Here is a 15,339-nt window from a genome sequence, read left to right as displayed (position 1 = left end):
GAACTCGGCGTGAAAACGGTCACCAGATACTCGACCACGCCGCGCGCCCGAGGAATCGGACGTTTACGACTTTCGCCAGCGATGAGGCGGTTCGCTGTGACCGCTATCGCCTAAGGAGACGGCGCAAACGCAACGAAGCCGGGTCGCCCCGGCCTCGTCTGGTGTCACGTGCAGCGGGCCGTCAGTGCGACTCGGCCGGACCTGCGATCGGCGGCAGCGGACGGGCATCGCCGCCCTTGTCGTTGCCACCATCCTTGTTCGACTTGTTCCAACCTGCCGGCGGCGGCGGATCGCGGCCTTCCATGATGGCGTCGATCTGCGGCGCATCGATGGTCTCGTACTGCAGCAGCAGCTGGGACATCGCGTGCAGCTTGTCCAGGTTGGCCGTCATCAGCTCGGTGGTGCGTGCGTAGGCTTCGTCGAGGATGTTGCGCACTTCCTCGTCAATGCGGCGCGCAGTGTCGTTGGACACGCTCTTGTGCTGGGTGACCGAACGGCCCAGGAACACCTCGTCGTCCTCTTCGCCATAGGCGATCGGGCCGAGCTGGTCGGACAGGCCCCACTTGGTGACCATGTTGCGGGCCATCTTGGTGGCGCGCTCGATGTCGTTGGAGGCACCCGTGGTGACCTTGTCGGCACCGAAGATCAGCTCCTCGGCCACGCGGCCACCGTACAGCGAGCACAGCTGCGACTTGATCGCCACGCGGTTCATCGAGTACTTGTCGCCTTCCGGCAGGTACATCGTCACGCCCAGCGCACGGCCGCGCGGAATGATGGTGACCTTGTAGACCGGGTCATGCTCGGGCACCAGGCGGCCGACGATGGCGTGACCGGCTTCGTGGTAGGCGGTGAGGGTCTTCTCCTCCTCGCTCATGGCCATCGAGCGGCGCTCGGCACCCATCAGGATCTTGTCGCGGGCACGGTCGAAGTGGTCCATGCGGACTTCCTTCTCGTTGCCACGCGCGGCGAACAGGGCGGCCTCGTTGCAGAGGTTGGCCAGATCCGCACCGGAGAAGCCCGGGGTACCGCGCGCGATCACCATCGGCTCGACGTCGTCGGCCAGCGGCAGCTTGCGCATGTGCACCTTCAGGATGTGCTCGCGGCCCTTCACGTCCGGCAGGCCGACCACGACCTGGCGGTCGAAACGGCCCGGACGCAGCAGCGCCGGATCCAGCACGTCCGGACGGTTGGTCGCGGCGATCACGATCACGCCCTCGCCACCTTCAAAACCGTCCATTTCGACCAGCAGCTGGTTCAGGGTCTGCTCGCGCTCGTCATGACCGCCGCCCAGGCCGGCGCCACGGTGGCGACCGACGGCGTCGATTTCGTCGATGAAGATGATGCAGGGGGCGTGCTTCTTGGCCTGCTCGAACATGTCGCGCACGCGGCTGGCGCCGACGCCGACGAACATTTCCACGAAGTCCGAACCGGAGATCGAGAAGAACGGCACCTTGGCTTCGCCGGCAATGGCCTTGGCCAGCAGCGTCTTGCCGGTACCCGGCGGGCCCACCATCAGCACGCCGCGCGGAATCTTGCCGCCCAGCTTGGTGAACTTGGAGGGATCGCGCAGGAAGTCGACCAGCTCGCCCACTTCTTCCTTGGCCTCGTCACAACCGGCGACGTCGGCAAAGGTGACCTTGATCTGGTCTTCGCCCTGCAGCTTGGCGCGCGACTTGCCGAAGGACATCGCGCCCTTGGCACCGCCGCCACCGCCCTGCATCTGGCGCATGATGAACAACCAGAAGCCGATGATCAGGATGACCGGCAGGAAATTCATCAGGATCGCGCCCAGGGAGATGCCGCTGGACGGCTCCTCCTGCACGATCTCCACGTTCTTGGTGCGCAGCACGTTGATCAGGTCACGATCGAACGGTGCGGTGATGGTGGACGACTGCCCACCCCGGGTGGTGTAGGTCAGCTGGCTGGTGCCGCCGCGCATGTCGCCGCCGAAGGCGACCTTCTGCACGTTGCCGCTGTCCACCTGGTCCAGGAACTGCGAGTACGAAGCACCCTGCGCCCCAGCCCCGGAGGTCTTGGGCGAGAAGCTCTGGAAGACCACCATCAGCACGACGGCGACGACCACCCATAGCAGGAGGTTCTTGGTCAAGTCGTTCATCCTCATTGGCTCCGGTGTTCCTCTCAGTGCTGGCGTTGCGTTGGGGTCGAACTTGCGTACATTGCGAGCTTACTTCATGTGGGCGCGTTTTCCCTGACCCAAGGCATACACCTCGGGAGAGCGCTTGCGCGAGGCTTCCGGCTTGCGGATGGAGACCTTGTCGTACCGGCGGCGCATGTCGCGCACGTAGTCGTCAAAGCCCTCGCCCTGGAACAGCTTGATCAGGAATGCCCCACCGGTCTTCAGGTGGTTGTCGGCAAAATCCAGGGCCAGCTCCGCCAGGTGCATCATCCGCGGCTGGTCGACCGCGCCTACACCACTCTTATTGGGGGCCATGTCCGACAGCACAAGGTCTACCGGCTGATCCCCGAGCATGGCTTCAAACTGCGATAGGACGGCTTCTTCCCTGAAGTCACCATGAAGGAACTCCACGCCGGCCAGTGGCGGCATGTCCAGGATGTCCAGGGCCAGCACACGGCCGGTGTCGCCAATCTGTCTCCGAACCTGCTGAGACCAGCCACCCGGCGCCGCGCCGAGGTCGACCACCACCATGTGCGGCTTCAGCAACCGGTCACGTTCGAGCAGCTCCTCGAGCTTGTAGGCGGCGCGCGAGCGCATGCCTTCGGCCTGCGCCTTCTTCACGAAGGGGTCGGAGAAGTGTTCCTTGAGCCAGCGCTGGCTGCTTTTGCTGCGGGTAGCCATTGAAAATAGGGGCTGATGGGGTCCTCATGATACCCTGATCGCCCCATTCAACCGTGTTTTCCTGCATGTCCATCGCCCTGACCGCCTCCCAGACCCGTTTCCTGCGCGGCCAAGCCCACGACCTGAAGGCCCTGCTGCAGACCGGCGGCAAGGGCGTGACCCCGGCCTTCATCGCTGAGCTGAACGAAGTGCTGGAGCGCCACGAACTGGTCAAGGTGAAGGTCGCTGCCGAGGATCGCGACGCCCGTGACGTGATGATCGGCGAGATCGTCGAAGCCACCGAGAGCGCGCTGGTGCAGCGCATCGGCCACGTCGCCGTGCTGTACCGCCCGAGCAAGGAACAGCGCCAGATCGTGCTGCCGCGCGGCTGATCGCCCTGACGCCATGCAGCTGAACCACGAACCACCGGACTACGCCTACAGCCTGCGCGCCGCCGATGGCCGCTCGGCCAAGGTCAACGACCAGGTGCTGGGCAGCAGCTTTTTCCTGACCCCGGACCAGCTGGTCACGCACTGGCCGGTGGCGGCTGCCGCTGCGCTGCAGTTGTCGGACCTGGAACCCATCCTGGCGCTGAATCCGGCGCTGATCGTGCTCGGCACCGGTGACCGCCAGGTGTTTCCGCCGGCGGTAGTGATGGCCGCCTGCCTGTCGCGCGGCATCGGCCTGGAAGTGATGAACAATCCGGCCGCCGCACGCACCTTCAATATCCTGGCCGGCGAAGGCCGCAAGGTCGCGGCCGCCTTCATCCTGGAAGGTTGAGTTCGGGTCGCCGGGCGCGTCCCGGCGCTAGCCGCCCGAAGGTGTGCAGCGGAAGGCCGAAAACTGTTGCAGCCGTCCGATCAGGCTGCCGCCCTGCCCCCAGCGGATATCCATGACCTTCCAGTCCGGGCCCTGCCGCTGCAGCAGGACCCGGTCGGTCCAGTGATAGTCACCCACCGCCATGTCGACGCGGATCCAGGTGGCGTCACCGCTCGATCCGGGCGTTCCCACCGTTATCGTCTCCGGCCGGTCCGGCGCCAGCAGATAAGGGCTCTGGTCGAGCATATGCGGCTTCTCGTCGTGCGCAGCCAGCGCAGCGCAGGCCCGCTCGTAAGCGCGCTGCGCATCGACGGCTGAGCGCAGGGCATCGCCCAGCAGCGAAGGAATGGCCGTTTCGTTCGACGCCGGTGCCTGGACTGCGGCGTAAAGGCGGGGGACCACGTCACGCGGATCGCTGGCCGCGGTGGCCAGCGGCGCGACGATGAGCAGCACGAGAGTGGAAGCAAGGCGGAACATGGGGGCACCGGGACGGATGGGTCGGCTCTAGAATGCCGGGTATTCCCTACGCCGTGAAGGTGGGCCCGCAACACACACGTTCGCAAATGGCCGCATCTCTGCGGTACCCGGGTCGAGCATGGCTCGACGCTACAGGTCAGCAACGCCGGGCAAGGCCCGGCGCTGCCTGATCCAACGGCGTCAACGGGCCGGCAGGTACTGCTGCGGGTCGACCGGCTTGCCGTTGTAGCGAATCTCGAAGTGGACCATGTCGCGGTTCGCACCGGTGCGGCCCATCTCGGCGATCTGCTCGCCGGCCTTCACGCTCTGCCCTTCATTCACCAGGCGCTTGCGGTTGTGGCCATAGGCCGACAGCCACTGGTCGCTGTGCTTGATGATGATCAGCTCGCCGTAGCCGACCAGGCCGGCACCGGAGTACACCACCACGCCGTTGGCAGTGGCCTTGACGGCCTGGCCGCTGGTACCGGCGATGTCCACGCCCTGCTTGGTCGCATCACCTGCAACATAGCGGCCGACGATCGCGCCATCGGCCGGCCAGCGCCAGGCGATGTTGCTCTTCACCGGGCCAACCGGCGCCGGGGCTGGCGCGGTGCTGCCGGCGCTGCTGCCACCCGAGCGCGGCGGGGTGACCACCGTGGTCGGCGCGCGGCCGCCGCTGGCACCAGCCGGATACAGCCGGATCACCTGGCCCGGATGGATGGTCGAAGGGTTGTCCAGGCTGTTCCAGGCGATCAGGTCGGCCGGCGTGATGTCATGGATGCGGGCCAGCGCGTAGATGGTGTCACCCTTGCGCACCACCACGGTCTGCCCGGGCTTGGGCACCGAAGTCTTCGGCGTGGTGACGCCACCACCGGCGCTGCCGCCGCCGGGGCGGACCACGGTGGCGGTGCCGCAGGCGGCCAGGGTGGAAACCAGCAACGCCAGCGCGCCGATGCGCACTCCCTTGCTCAGACGATCAGGACTCATGCGAACTTCGACCTCCATACAAGCCAGGCGATCAGCACCACCACCAGCGCGGTGGCGATCCAGCCCAGCGGTTCAATCCAGCGACGCAATGCCGCTTCGGCACGCGCACCACCGATACGGATGACCGCAGCCAGCACGAACACGCGCTTGCCACGACCGATCAGCATGCTCAACAGGTACTGCGGCATCGGTACACCGACGATACCCGATGCCCACGTGAAGACCTTCATCGGGATGGGCATGAAGCCGCCCAGCACCAGGAAGGTGAACACCGCCCACGGCGACTCGACCATCTTCGCCTGCACGGTGGTGATGCCCTGCTCGATCGCCGGCAGCATGCCCAGCGCTTCGAACAGCGGCTTGATCGCCTCGAAGGCGTAGTGACCCAGCGCGTAGCCGACCAGCGCACCGACCATCGAGCCGGCCAGGCTGAGGGTGGCAAACCACCAGCCTCGCTTGGGCTGGGCCACGCACATCGGTGCCAGCATCACCTCCGGCATCACCGGGAAGATGATCGCCTCGAAGAAGCTCAACACCGTCAGGTAGGTCGGCGCGCGTTCGTGCGCCGCCCACTTCATCGCCCGCTCGTACAGCGGCCCGAAAATCTTCATGCAACCCTGCTCCGTGGATTAGTCGAGCATGCCAGACAGCAGCGGCACGAACGTGACCGGCGCCAGCACGCGTTGTTCGATGCTGCCATCGGGCTTGCGGTCCAGCTGCACCAGCGACTGCCCGCCCGGGCCACCGACCGGTGCCACCAGGCGCCCGCCTTCGGCCAGCTGCCCGACCAGTTCATCGACCAGTGCCGGCGCCGCGGCGGTGACCACGATGGCATCGAACGGGCCGTGCTCGGCCCAGCCGGCGCGGCCGTCGTCATGCTTGGTGCGGATGTTCATGCCCAGTGCGCGGAAGCGCTTGCGTGCCTGCCGCAGCAGGTCGCCGATGCGCTCCACGGTGTAGACCTCCAGGCCCAGTGCGCCGAGGATGGCGGCCTGGTAGCCGGACCCGGTGCCGACTTCCAGCACGCGCTTCGGCGCGACCTGGAGGACCGCCTCGGTCATCCGCGCGACCACCCAGGGCTGCGAGATGGTCTGGCCATGGCCGATCGGCAGCGCGGTGTCCTCATAGGCACGCGAGGCCAGCGCTTCATCGATGAACAGATGGCGCGGCACCACCCGGATCGCGTTCAAGGTGGATTCGTCGACGATGCCGACTTCACGCAGGCGGTCGACCAGACGATCACGCACGCGTTGCGAGGTCATGCCGATACCGACGGCTTCCGGCTGCAATCGCAGGCGTGGACTCATGCCGGCTGGTCCAGCGCGGCGCTGAGGCCGCCCACCCAGCTGGCGACCTTCTCCAGCGCCTGGTAGCGGGTGAGGTCGACCTGGATCGGGGTGATCGAGATGTGGCCGGTGCGCACCGCGTGGAAATCGGTACCGGGACCGGAGTCCTGCTCACGGCCGGCCGGGCCGATCCAGTACACCTCGTTGCCGCGCGGATCCTTCTGCGCGATGCAGCCCTCGGCACGATGGCGGTTGCCGAGGCGGGTGACCTCGAAGCCCTTCACCTCGCCCCACGGCAGGTCCGGCACGTTGACGTTGAGGATGGTGTCGGCCGGCAGCGGATCGGCCTTGAGCCGGGCGACGATCTCCACCGCGGCACGCGCGGCGGTCTCGAAGTGCTTCGGATCGTGGTTGCGGCTGACCAGCGAGACCGCCACGGCCGGCAGGCCGAGGAAGCGACCTTCCATCGCCGCCGAGACGGTGCCGGAATAGATCACGTCGTCGCCGAGATTGGCAGCGTTGTTGATGCCGGACACGACAATGTCAGGCTCGAATTCAAGCAGGCCGGTCAGCGCCAGGTGCACGCAGTCGGTGGGTGTACCGGCCACCGAGACGGTGTAATGGTCGATGCGCTTGAGCCGGATCGGCAGGTCCAGGGTCAGCGAGTTGCTGGCGCCGGAGCGATCGCGGTCGGGCGCAACCACCGTGACTTCGTGACCGGCCTCGCGCAGGACCGAGGCAAGCATCCGGATGCCTGCGGCGTCGACACCATCGTCATTGCTGACCAGGATTCGCATCTTCGATTTAACCGCTTGATTTTCCAAGAATTCGATTCCATCACCGTGCAGTGTGGGCGGGACCGTCGCGCTCCCCTGCGGAAGCGGTCGACCCTGCAAGGGCATCGTCTATTGTGCCGCATGCGAGCCGCCGGTCCTACCCTGTCGGCGGTCACGGCCGACATCGAACCGTCATAGGCAGACCTGCGCCGGCGGTTTACCCTGTGCGCATGTCGCACCCTGAAGACGAAGATCCGGCCGCATTGTTCCGTGCGGCCATCGGCGAAGTGACGCCGCTGCGCAAGGATGCCGAGCCGGCACCTGCCGCGCCCCGGCCGAAACCGCGTGCACGCATGGCCGAACGTGACGAGGCTGAAGCGGCCGGCGAGTTCGCCCGGCTGCTGCGCGACAGTACGCCACTGGAAGCCGGCGACGTGGCCAGCTATCGCCGCGACAACCTGCCACCACGCCTGTTCCAGCGCCTCAAGCGCGGCCAGTACTCGGTGCAGGACGAACTGGATCTGCACGGCGCCACCGCCGCGCAGGCCGAAGCCCTGCTGCGCCAGTTCCTGCTGGAAGCGCATGCACACGAGTACGGCTGCGTGCGCATCATCCACGGCAAGGGCCTGCAGTCCGATGGCGGTGCGCCGGTGCTGAAGAACCTGGTCGATCGCCTGCTGCGGCTGCGCAACGACGTGCTGGCATTCCATTCGGCACCGACCGGGCAAGGTGGCACCGGCGCGGTACTGGTGCTTCTGGCACGGCGTTGAAAAAGGGGACGGAGGGAATTAAGTCGTTTGTGCCACAAACGACTTAATTCCCTCCGTCCCCTTTTCCGTCAGGCCTGCGAGGCGTCCTCGACCGGGCCGAGTTCGTGCAGCACGGCGGTGGCGTAGCAGCCTGGCGGCAGCGCGAACGACAGTTCCAGAACGTCGTCGGCCAGCCACTGGTGCTGCAGCAGCGCCGGGCGCAGGCGCAACGCGCGGCGCTCCTGCTTCAGCCGCGCGTCTTCCAGGCCGGCCCGCAGTGCCTTCGACTCGTCGTCGTCCAGCGCGGCCAGCTCCAGCTCACGTGCCGTGTCGGTGCTGCGCAGCTCGCCTTCGCCCCACAGCGGCGCGCTGGGATGGATGTCGAAACGCGCCAGCCGCTCGGCCAGCACATCGGTGTACGGCTCGGGGCCGAACACGCTGCGACTGCCATCGAGCATCCAGACTTCGCCATCGAGCGGCTGGTCCCAGTTGCCCTGCTCCACGCGCGCGGCCAGCACGCGGTTGAACAGCGCCGAACGGGCTGCAGAGAGCAGCAGCGAACGCTGGTCCTTGCGCATGCGACGGCCACCGAACATCGCCAGTGCGGCCGGTACGTTGCCACCGTCGCGACCGAAACGCTGTTCACCAAACCAGTTCGGCAGGCCGCGCGCGGCAATCTGCTGCAGGCGCTCGCTGATCGCGGCGGCATCCCCCTGCACCTCGCGCAGCACCAGCTTGAAGCGGTTGCCGGCCAGTGCGCCGCGCTGCAGCTTGCGGTTGTGCCAGGTCGCTTCGAGCACCTCGATCTCGTCACTGGCCAACCCGGCCAGGTCCGGCGCGATGCGCTTTGGCAGGTGCACGCTGAAACGCTGGGTGGTGACCGCGTGGCGATCCTTCATGCCGGCGTAGCTCACCGCCATTTCCGGCAGGCCCGCCCACGTGGCCAGCAGCTTGGCCACATGCACGGTGTTGGCGCCACGCTTGCGGATGTGCAGGAGCAGGTGCTCGCCTTCACCGGTGGCCTCGAACGCCGGCAGTTCATCCACCTGGAAATCGTCCGGCGTGGTGCGGATACGCGCCGTCAACAACGGCGCACCAAACGCCAACGGCAGCGGAATCATGCCACCACCAGCAACACGACCGCCTGCGCGGCGATGCCTTCACCGCGGCCGGTGAAGCCCAGCTTCTCCGAGGTGGTGGCCTTGACGCTGACCGCGTCCAGCGGCAACTGCAGCAGCCCGCCGATGCGCTCGCGCATGGCCAGCGCATGCGGGCCGACCTTTGGCCGCTCGCAGATCACGGTGATGTCGGTGTTGCCGACGCGCCAGCCGCGCTCACGCAGCAGACTGTCACAGTGGCGCACGAAATCACTGCTGTCGGCGCCCTTCCAGCGGTCGTCACTGGGCGGGAAATGCTGGCCGATGTCACCCAGCGCCAGCGCGCCGAGCATGGCATCGCACAGGGCATGCAGGATCACGTCGCCGTCGCTGTGTGCGAGCACGCCGCAGCTGTGCGGCACGTTCACTCCGCCAAGCATGATGTGGTCGCCTTCACCGAAGGCATGGACGTCGTAGCCCTGGCCGATGCGGACGGGCGGGAACGGTGCGGTGCTCATGGATGCAACCCTTGCTACAGGGCCGCGCGGGCAATCAACCGGCGCGGCGGGAAAGTACGAATTCGAACCGGTCCAGATCGGCCGGGGTGGTGACCTTGAAGTTGTCCTCGCTGCCCTCGACCAGCAGCGGGCGCTGGCCCTGGCGCTCCATGGCCATGGCCTCATCGGTGACTTCAATACCAGCAGCGGCGGCTTCGGACAGCGCGCGGCTGAGCTGATGACGGCGGAACAGCTGCGGTGTCAGTGCACGCCACAGGCGCTCGCGCGGCTCGGTGCCGTCGATGCCACCATCGTCTCCGGCACGCTTGAGGGTGTCGCGCACCGGTGCGGCCAGGATCGCCCCGACCGGATCGGCACGGCCGACTTCAAGCAGGCGACTGAGATCGACCAGGGACAGGTTCGGCCGGGCGGCATCGTGGACCAGCACGAATTCATCGGCGCGCACCGAGTCCGGCAGCGCCTGCAGCCCAGCGAGCACCGAAGCGGCACGGGTCGCGCCGCCGATGCAGGTCAGTACCGGTTTGCCGGCCCACTCATTCCAACCCGGCCAGTCGGCATCGTCCTGGCCGATCACTACCATCGCCCCGGCCACGGCCGGATGCGCCAGCAGCGCGTCCAGGGTGTGGGCGAGCAGGATCTGCCCGCCCGCCTGCAGGTACTGCTTGGGCAGCGGCGCGCCGAAGCGGGCGCCACGGCCCGCGGCCGGAACCACCACCCAGATCGCCGCGCTCATGGCACGTCCGCCGGGTGTTCGCCAGCCTGGGCGTTGACGCCTGCCGCGGGCTGCGCCGGGCGGACCGGCGCATCCTCGACCACGCGGTAGAACTTCTCGCCGGGCTTGATCATGCCCAGCTCGCTGCGCGCGCGCTCCTCGATGGCGGACTGGCCTTCCTTGAGGTCCTTCACTTCGGCAGCCAGCGCGTCGTTGCGCTGCTGCAGACCCTCATTGTCCCGCTCCTGGTTGGCGACCTGGGCTTCGAGCATCATCACTTCGCCCGAATTGCCCGGACCGAACCAGAAGCGGTACTGCAGCCAGCCCAGCAACAGGGCCAGCACCAGCAGCATCCAGCGCCAGTCGCGCATCGGCTCAGCGCTTCAGCGAAACGAACGCGTCACGACCGGCGTAACGCGCGCCGGCACCGAGGGCTTCCTCGATGCGCAGCAGCTGGTTGTACTTGGCCACGCGATCGCTGCGGCACAGCGAGCCGGTCTTGATCTGGGTGGCGGTGGTGGCCACCGCGATGTCGGCGATGGTGGTGTCTTCGGTTTCGCCCGAACGGTGCGAGACCACGGCAGCGTAGCCAGCGCGATCGGCCATGGCGATCGCTTCCAGGGTTTCGCTGAGGGTGCCGATCTGGTTGACCTTGATCAGGATCGCGTTGGCGGTGCCCGAGTCGATGCCTTCCTGGAAGATCTTCGGGTTGGTCACGAACAGGTCGTCGCCGACCAGCTGCACCTTCTTGCCGATGCGGTCGGTCAGCAGCTTCCAGCCAGCCCAGTCGTTCTCGGCCAGGCCATCTTCAATCGTGATGATCGGGTACTGCGCGGCCCAGTCGGCGAGGAAGTCGACGAACTGCTCGGAGGTCAGGCGCTTGTTCTCGCCGACCAGGTTGTACTTGCCGTTCTCGAAGAATTCGCTGGAGGCCACGTCCAGGCCCAGCAGCACGTCTTCACCGGCGGTGTAGCCGGCCTTGCCGATCGCTTCGAGGATGGTGTCGAGTGCTTCGACGTTGCTGCGGAAGTCCGGCGCGAAGCCACCTTCGTCGCCCACCGCCGTGCTCAGGCCGTGGCCCTTCAGCACCGACTTCAGCGAATGGAAGATTTCGGTACCGGCGCGCAGCGCTTCGGAGAACGAGGTGAAGCCCACCGGCAGCACCATGAACTCCTGGAAGTCGACGTTGTTGTCGGCATGCGCGCCGCCGTTGATGATGTTCATCATCGGCACCGGCAGCGACGGGGTCACGCCGGTCTTGGCAGCCAGGTACTGCCACAGCGCCTGCTTGTTCGATGCAGCGGCGGCGTGCGCGGCGGCCATCGAAACACCCAGCAGCGCGTTGGCGCCCAGGCGGCCCTTGTTCTCGGTGCCGTCGAGGTCGATCAGGCGACGGTCGAGGCCAGCCTGGTCAGTGGCTTCGAAGCCCTTCAGCGCATTGGCGATGGTGGTGTTGACGTTGTCGACAGCCTTGCGCACGCCCTTGCCCAGGTAACGGGTCTTGTCGCCGTCACGCAGCTCGACCGCTTCCTTGGTGCCGGTCGAGGCGCCGGAGGGAACCGCGGCACGACCGAACGAACCGTCCTCCAGGATGACTTCGGCTTCCAGCGTGGGGTTGCCACGGCTGTCGAGGATTTCACGGGCGTGGATGCTGCGGATCGTACTCATGGTCGGGCCGGTTACCTGTATGGAGAGGGGGCGACAAAACGAATGCCGCGTGATTATCCCCGGCTGCCCGCCACTTGCCAAATGGCCTGGGCGGCATCAGCCCCAGCTGGACCCGATCACGATCAGGACCAGCGACACCAGCAGCGTCAGCAATGCGCCTGCAATGGTGGCGCAGACCGCTCCCCGCCTGCGCCGCCAGGCCAGCACGATCGCCACCAGGCTGCCGAAGAACGACAGACCCAGCATGGCCAGAGCAGCCAGAATCCAGTACTGCATGGCCCGCATGCCGTGGTTGCCGTCACCCGGTGAGCCGAAGCTGGCCGCAAAGGCCATCACACCCAGCAGCAGGGACGTCCAGGCGAGCACGGACAGCCCCAGCGCGATCAGGCCCCAGGGCCAGCCGCGCGCTGACGTGCTCGTATTCATCAAAGCAATCCGTAGAACAGGGCGCCCAGCCACAGCGAAAGCAGGATGATCGCCAGGCCAGCCGCTACCTTGCCGCGATTCAGCCGCCACGCAAGTACAGCGGCAGCGACGCAGCCCACGGCACCGAGCAGCTCCGCGACCAGCAGCGCAATGAAGTACGCGCGCAGATCGAGCGCGCTGCTGCCATCCCCCGGGGGGCGCACCGACGCGGCACCGATCAGCACCAGGCCGAACATGCCCACGGTGAACAGCACGGCCAGGCCCAGTGCGATCAGGCCCCACGGCCACTGTTTCCAGTGCCGGCGGTGACGCTGGGCATCCAGCGCCACCCACGGGTCACGACTCACGCGAAGCGCGAGAAGCCGTGCTTCTTGGTCACCGCGTCGAGCTCCATCAGGGTCTCGAGCAGTGCTTCCATCTGGTCCAGCGGCCACGCATTGGGGCCATCGGACAGGGCCTTGGACGGGTCCGGATGGGTCTCGGCGAACAGGCCGGAGATGCCCACCGCCACGGCGGCACGGGCCAGCACCGGCACGTGCTCACGCTGGCCACCGGAACTGGTGCCCTGCCCGCCCGGCAGCTGCACCGAATGGGTGGCGTCGAACACCACCGGGCAACCGGTATCGCGCATCACCGCCAGCGAACGCATGTCGCTGACCAGGTTGTTGTAGCCGAAGCTGGCACCGCGCTCGCAGACCATGATCTGCTCGTTGCCGGTGGCCTTGGCCTTCTCCACGACCGGCTTCATGTCCCACGGCGCCAGGAACTGGCCCTTCTTGATGTTGACCGGCTTGCCGGCCGAGCACACCTTGCGGATGAAGTCGGTCTGGCGGACCAGGAACGCCGGGGTCTGCAGCACGTCCACCACCGAAGCCACTTCGTCCATCGGGGTGTATTCGTGGACGTCGGTCAGCACCGGCACGCCGATCTGCTTCTTGACCTCGGCCAGGACCTTCAGGCCCTCTTCCATGCCCGGGCCGCGGAACGCAGTGCCCGAGGTGCGGTTGGCCTTGTCGAAGCTGGACTTGAAGATGAAGTTGACGCCGAGCTTGTCGGTGACTTCCTTCAGCTTGCCGGCGGTATCGAGCTGCAGCTGCATCGACTCGATCACGCAGGGGCCGGCGATCAGGAACAGGGGCTGGTCCAGCCCGACCTCGAATCCACACAGTTTCATGGCGTTTCCTTGTTGTCCGCGGCACCGGCCGGGCCGGTGCGCTGGGGGTTGAAGCGTGCAAGATGGGGGCCGGCGGCCCCCATCACAAGTCAGGCGCGGGCTTCCTGCAGCAGCTTGCCGCCGGCCTTGCGCTCGCGCGCGGCACGGATGAAACCGATGAACAGCGGGTGGCCATCACGCGGCGTGGACAGGAATTCCGGATGCGCCTGGCAGGCCAGGAACCACGGATGCGCATCGCGCGGCAACTCGACCACTTCCACCAGGGTGTCGTCCATCGACTTGCCGGCGATCACCAGGCCCGCATCTTCCAGCTGGGTGCGGTAGCGGTTGTTGAACTCATAACGGTGGCGGTGGCGCTCGGCGACCACGTCCTTGCCGTACAGCTCACGGGCCAGCGTGCCCGGCTTCAGGCGCTGCTCCTGCAGGCCCAGGCGCATGGTGCCACCCAGGTCGCTCTTGTCGTCACGCTTCTCGACATCGCCGGTGGCAGTGCGCCACTCGGTGATCAGGCCGATCACCGGGTTCGGCGACTGGCGGTCGTTCTCGGTGCTGTTGGCGCCTTCCAGGCCGACCACGTTGCGGGCGTAATCAACGACGGCCGCCTGCATGCCGTAGCAGATGCCGAAGTACGGCACGTGCTGCTCGCGGGCGAACTTCGAGGTCTGCACCTTGCCTTCGAAACCACGGTCACCGAAGCCACCCGGCACCAGGATGCCGTCGACATCGGCCAGTGCGGCCATGTCGGTGCCTTCCAGGTCCTGTGCTTCCAGCCACTTCAGGTTGACCTTGGTGCGCTGGCGCAGGCCGCCGTGCTTCAGTGCTTCGCCGACCGACTTGTAGGCGTCCTGGTGGTCGACGTACTTGCCGACCACGGCGATGGTCACTTCGTCCAGCGGGTGCAGGGTCGCATCGACCGCGTCTTCCCACATCGACAGATCGACCGGGCCGGCCTTGTCGGCCAGCTTCAGCTGGTTGACCACGATCTCGTCCAGGCCCTGCGCGTGCAGGCCCGACGGAATGCGGTACAGCACGTCGACGTCCGGCACGCTGATCACCGCGCGCTCGGAAACGTTGGTGAACTGGGCGATCTTGCGGCGCTCCGAATCCGGCACCGCCTGCTCGGAACGGCACAGCAGCACGTCCGGCTGGATGCCGATCGAACGCAGTTCCTTCACCGAGTGCTGGGTCGGCTTGGTCTTCAGCTCGCCGGCGGCGCCGATGTACGGCACCAGGGTGAGGTGCATGAACAATGCCTTCTCCGGGCCACGCTCGGTGCGCACCTGGCGGATCGCCTCCAGGAACGGCAGCGACTCGATGTCGCCGACAGTACCGCCGATCTCGACCAGTGCCACGTCGTAGCCTTCGGTGGCTTCGTCGATGCAGCGGCGGATCTCGTCGGTGATGTGCGGGATGACCTGCACGGTCGCACCCAGGTAGTCGCCGCGGCGCTCCTTGCGGATCACGTTCTCGTAGATGCGGCCGGTGGTGACCGAGTTCTTGCGGCTCAGGCGGGTGCGCACGAAGCGCTCGTAGTGGCCCAGGTCGAGGTCGGTCTCGGCGCCGTCGTCGGTGACATAGACCTCACCGTGCTGGAACGGGCTCATGGTGCCCGGGTCGACGTTGATGTACGGGTCGAGCTTCATCATCGTGACCTTCAGGCCACGGGCTTCGAGAATGGCGGCCAGCGACGCGGCGGCAATGCCTTTGCCGAGCGAGGACACCACGCCGCCGGTTACGAAAATCAAGGGAGTCATGGCTGCAAGCATCCTGTCTGGAAATGGAAAACGGCAGCACCACGCGCACCCGGAGGGCGGGCATGGTGCTCGGAGGGGGTTTTCCGGTTCGCTGGGACAGCGAGGGAGGTGCGGGTCCGT

Annotated in this window: 19 protein-coding genes; 3 read left to right on the top strand and 16 right to left on the bottom strand. The window is 66.8% G+C overall.

From position 1 onward, the window contains the following. Positions 1 to 181 precede the first annotated feature (181 nt). Together ftsH and rlmE are read right to left on the bottom strand one after the other, a co-directional pair. Positions 182 to 2,116: an ATP-dependent zinc metalloprotease FtsH gene (gene ftsH, locus AB1281_RS06075; protein WP_014036751.1), complete on the bottom strand. Its 1,935-nt coding sequence runs from the start codon at positions 2,114 to 2,116 to the stop codon at positions 182 to 184. Positions 2,117 to 2,185: 69 nt separating this feature from the next. Further along, complete coding sequence (gene rlmE, locus AB1281_RS06070; RefSeq protein ID WP_005409014.1) at positions 2,186 to 2,818, bottom strand: 23S rRNA (uridine(2552)-2'-O)-methyltransferase RlmE; 633 nt, start codon at positions 2,816 to 2,818, stop codon at positions 2,186 to 2,188. 65 nt (positions 2,819 to 2,883) lie between these two features. On the opposite strand from rlmE, the gene yhbY reads away from it, so the two are divergent. Both yhbY and AB1281_RS06060 read left to right on the top strand, forming a co-directional pair. After that, complete coding sequence (yhbY, locus tag AB1281_RS06065) at positions 2,884 to 3,189, top strand: ribosome assembly RNA-binding protein YhbY (RefSeq protein WP_004152868.1); 306 nt, start codon at positions 2,884 to 2,886, stop codon at positions 3,187 to 3,189. Between the two features lie 13 nt (positions 3,190 to 3,202). Next, positions 3,203 to 3,577, top strand: a complete 375-nt coding sequence (locus tag AB1281_RS06060) for an Mth938-like domain-containing protein (protein WP_430345303.1) — start codon at positions 3,203 to 3,205, stop codon at positions 3,575 to 3,577. A 27-nt stretch (positions 3,578 to 3,604) separates the two neighbouring features. Here AB1281_RS06060 and AB1281_RS06055 read toward each other — a convergent pair whose 3' ends face one another. From AB1281_RS06055 to surE, 5 genes are all read right to left on the bottom strand, one after another. Then, positions 3,605 to 4,093, bottom strand: a complete 489-nt coding sequence (locus AB1281_RS06055; protein ID WP_430345302.1) for a hypothetical protein — start codon at positions 4,091 to 4,093, stop codon at positions 3,605 to 3,607. A 180-nt stretch (positions 4,094 to 4,273) separates the two neighbouring features. Next, positions 4,274 to 5,059 carry a peptidoglycan DD-metalloendopeptidase family protein gene (locus AB1281_RS06050; RefSeq protein ID WP_014036747.1) on the bottom strand — a complete coding sequence of 262 codons (786 nt, stop codon included), beginning with the start codon at positions 5,057 to 5,059 and terminating at the stop codon, positions 4,274 to 4,276. Beyond that, positions 5,056 to 5,670 carry a YqaA family protein gene (locus AB1281_RS06045; RefSeq protein WP_075674794.1) on the bottom strand — a complete coding sequence of 205 codons (615 nt, stop codon included), beginning with the start codon at positions 5,668 to 5,670 and terminating at the stop codon, positions 5,056 to 5,058. Before AB1281_RS06045 ends, AB1281_RS06050 begins: the two co-directional genes overlap by 4 nt. An 18-nt stretch (positions 5,671 to 5,688) precedes the next feature. Further along, a complete protein-coding gene (locus AB1281_RS06040; protein WP_075674795.1) occupies positions 5,689 to 6,366 on the bottom strand; it encodes a protein-L-isoaspartate(D-aspartate) O-methyltransferase in 678 nt (225 codons plus the stop codon). Then, positions 6,363 to 7,142: a 5'/3'-nucleotidase SurE gene (gene surE / locus AB1281_RS06035; RefSeq protein ID WP_014036744.1), complete on the bottom strand. Its 780-nt coding sequence runs from the start codon at positions 7,140 to 7,142 to the stop codon at positions 6,363 to 6,365. The genes AB1281_RS06040 and surE overlap by 4 nt, the downstream gene beginning before the upstream one ends. 209 nt (positions 7,143 to 7,351) lie before the next feature. Between surE and AB1281_RS06030 the strand changes: the two genes are divergently transcribed. After that, on the top strand, positions 7,352 to 7,891 hold the full coding sequence (locus AB1281_RS06030; protein WP_014036743.1) for a Smr/MutS family protein: 540 nt from the start codon (positions 7,352 to 7,354) through the stop codon (positions 7,889 to 7,891). A gap of 68 nt (positions 7,892 to 7,959) precedes the next feature. On the opposite strand, the gene truD is transcribed toward AB1281_RS06030, so the two are convergent. The 9 genes from truD to AB1281_RS05985 all read right to left on the bottom strand — a co-directional run bounded on the left by truD (position 7,960) and on the right by AB1281_RS05985 (position 15,219). Further along, complete coding sequence (gene truD / locus AB1281_RS06025; protein WP_430345301.1) at positions 7,960 to 8,991, bottom strand: tRNA pseudouridine(13) synthase TruD; 1,032 nt, start codon at positions 8,989 to 8,991, stop codon at positions 7,960 to 7,962. Then, positions 8,988 to 9,485: a 2-C-methyl-D-erythritol 2,4-cyclodiphosphate synthase gene (gene ispF, locus AB1281_RS06020; protein WP_430345300.1), complete on the bottom strand. Its 498-nt coding sequence runs from the start codon at positions 9,483 to 9,485 to the stop codon at positions 8,988 to 8,990. The genes truD and ispF overlap by 4 nt, the downstream gene beginning before the upstream one ends. A 34-nt stretch (positions 9,486 to 9,519) precedes the next feature. Continuing rightward, positions 9,520 to 10,218 carry a 2-C-methyl-D-erythritol 4-phosphate cytidylyltransferase gene (gene ispD, locus AB1281_RS06015; protein ID WP_075674799.1) on the bottom strand — a complete coding sequence of 233 codons (699 nt, stop codon included), beginning with the start codon at positions 10,216 to 10,218 and terminating at the stop codon, positions 9,520 to 9,522. Next, entirely contained in the window at positions 10,215 to 10,568 is a 354-nt protein-coding gene (gene ftsB, locus AB1281_RS06010) for a cell division protein FtsB (protein ID WP_049445679.1), read from the bottom strand. Before ftsB ends, ispD begins: the two co-directional genes overlap by 4 nt. A 4-nt stretch (positions 10,569 to 10,572) precedes the next feature. Beyond that, the gene (gene eno / locus AB1281_RS06005) at positions 10,573 to 11,865 is read right to left on the bottom strand and encodes a phosphopyruvate hydratase (RefSeq protein ID WP_014036739.1); all 1,293 of its coding nucleotides are present in this window, start codon (positions 11,863 to 11,865) and stop codon (positions 10,573 to 10,575) included. Between the two features lie 96 nt (positions 11,866 to 11,961). After that, positions 11,962 to 12,291 (bottom strand): hypothetical protein, encoded by a 330-nt coding sequence (locus AB1281_RS06000; RefSeq protein ID WP_430345299.1) that lies wholly within the window; start codon positions 12,289 to 12,291, stop codon positions 11,962 to 11,964. Continuing rightward, positions 12,291 to 12,638, bottom strand: a complete 348-nt coding sequence (locus AB1281_RS05995) for a hypothetical protein (RefSeq protein WP_014036737.1) — start codon at positions 12,636 to 12,638, stop codon at positions 12,291 to 12,293. The genes AB1281_RS06000 and AB1281_RS05995 overlap by 1 nt, the downstream gene beginning before the upstream one ends. Beyond that, entirely contained in the window at positions 12,635 to 13,465 is an 831-nt protein-coding gene (gene kdsA, locus AB1281_RS05990) for a 3-deoxy-8-phosphooctulonate synthase (RefSeq protein WP_014036736.1), read from the bottom strand. The genes AB1281_RS05995 and kdsA overlap by 4 nt, the downstream gene beginning before the upstream one ends. Before the next feature lie 89 nt (positions 13,466 to 13,554). Then, a complete protein-coding gene (locus AB1281_RS05985) occupies positions 13,555 to 15,219 on the bottom strand; it encodes a CTP synthase (protein ID WP_049445684.1) in 1,665 nt (554 codons plus the stop codon). Positions 15,220 to 15,339: the final 120 nt, after the last annotated feature.

The organism is Stenotrophomonas sp. NRRL B-14846 (genome assembly GCF_050473585.1).
Classification (GTDB): Bacteria; Pseudomonadota; Gammaproteobacteria; order Xanthomonadales; family Xanthomonadaceae; genus Stenotrophomonas.
Note: the sequence above shows the minus strand (reverse complement) of the source record. Positions and strands in the feature narration are given on the sequence as shown.

Excerpts from the sequence above, each read along its gene's own strand:
- AB1281_RS06045 (WP_075674794.1), bottom strand. The coding sequence starts at position 5,670 with ATGAAGATTTTCGGGCCGCTGTACGAGCGGGCGATGAAGTGGGCGGCG.
- rlmE (WP_005409014.1), bottom strand. The coding sequence starts at position 2,818 with ATGGCTACCCGCAGCAAAAGCAGCCAGCGCTGGCTCAAGGAACACTTC.
- yhbY (WP_004152868.1), top strand. The coding sequence starts at position 2,884 with ATGTCCATCGCCCTGACCGCCTCCCAGACCCGTTTCCTGCGCGGCCAA.
- ispF (WP_430345300.1), bottom strand. The coding sequence starts at position 9,485 with ATGAGCACCGCACCGTTCCCGCCCGTCCGCATCGGCCAGGGCTACGAC.
- ispD (WP_075674799.1), bottom strand. The coding sequence starts at position 10,218 with ATGAGCGCGGCGATCTGGGTGGTGGTTCCGGCCGCGGGCCGTGGCGCC.
- eno (WP_014036739.1), bottom strand. The coding sequence starts at position 11,865 with ATGAGTACGATCCGCAGCATCCACGCCCGTGAAATCCTCGACAGCCGT.
- AB1281_RS06000 (WP_430345299.1), bottom strand. The coding sequence starts at position 12,291 with ATGAATACGAGCACGTCAGCGCGCGGCTGGCCCTGGGGCCTGATCGCG.
- ftsH (WP_014036751.1), bottom strand. The coding sequence starts at position 2,116 with ATGAACGACTTGACCAAGAACCTCCTGCTATGGGTGGTCGTCGCCGTC.
- kdsA (WP_014036736.1), bottom strand. The coding sequence starts at position 13,465 with ATGAAACTGTGTGGATTCGAGGTCGGGCTGGACCAGCCCCTGTTCCTG.
- surE (WP_014036744.1), bottom strand. The coding sequence starts at position 7,142 with ATGCGAATCCTGGTCAGCAATGACGATGGTGTCGACGCCGCAGGCATC.
- truD (WP_430345301.1), bottom strand. The coding sequence starts at position 8,991 with ATGATTCCGCTGCCGTTGGCGTTTGGTGCGCCGTTGTTGACGGCGCGT.
- AB1281_RS06030 (WP_014036743.1), top strand. The coding sequence starts at position 7,352 with ATGTCGCACCCTGAAGACGAAGATCCGGCCGCATTGTTCCGTGCGGCC.
- AB1281_RS06055 (WP_430345302.1), bottom strand. The coding sequence starts at position 4,093 with ATGTTCCGCCTTGCTTCCACTCTCGTGCTGCTCATCGTCGCGCCGCTG.
- AB1281_RS05985 (WP_049445684.1), bottom strand. The coding sequence starts at position 15,219 with ATGACTCCCTTGATTTTCGTAACCGGCGGCGTGGTGTCCTCGCTCGGC.
- ftsB (WP_049445679.1), bottom strand. The coding sequence starts at position 10,568 with ATGCGCGACTGGCGCTGGATGCTGCTGGTGCTGGCCCTGTTGCTGGGC.
- AB1281_RS06040 (WP_075674795.1), bottom strand. The coding sequence starts at position 6,366 with ATGAGTCCACGCCTGCGATTGCAGCCGGAAGCCGTCGGTATCGGCATG.
- AB1281_RS06060 (WP_430345303.1), top strand. The coding sequence starts at position 3,203 with ATGCAGCTGAACCACGAACCACCGGACTACGCCTACAGCCTGCGCGCC.
- AB1281_RS06050 (WP_014036747.1), bottom strand. The coding sequence starts at position 5,059 with ATGAGTCCTGATCGTCTGAGCAAGGGAGTGCGCATCGGCGCGCTGGCG.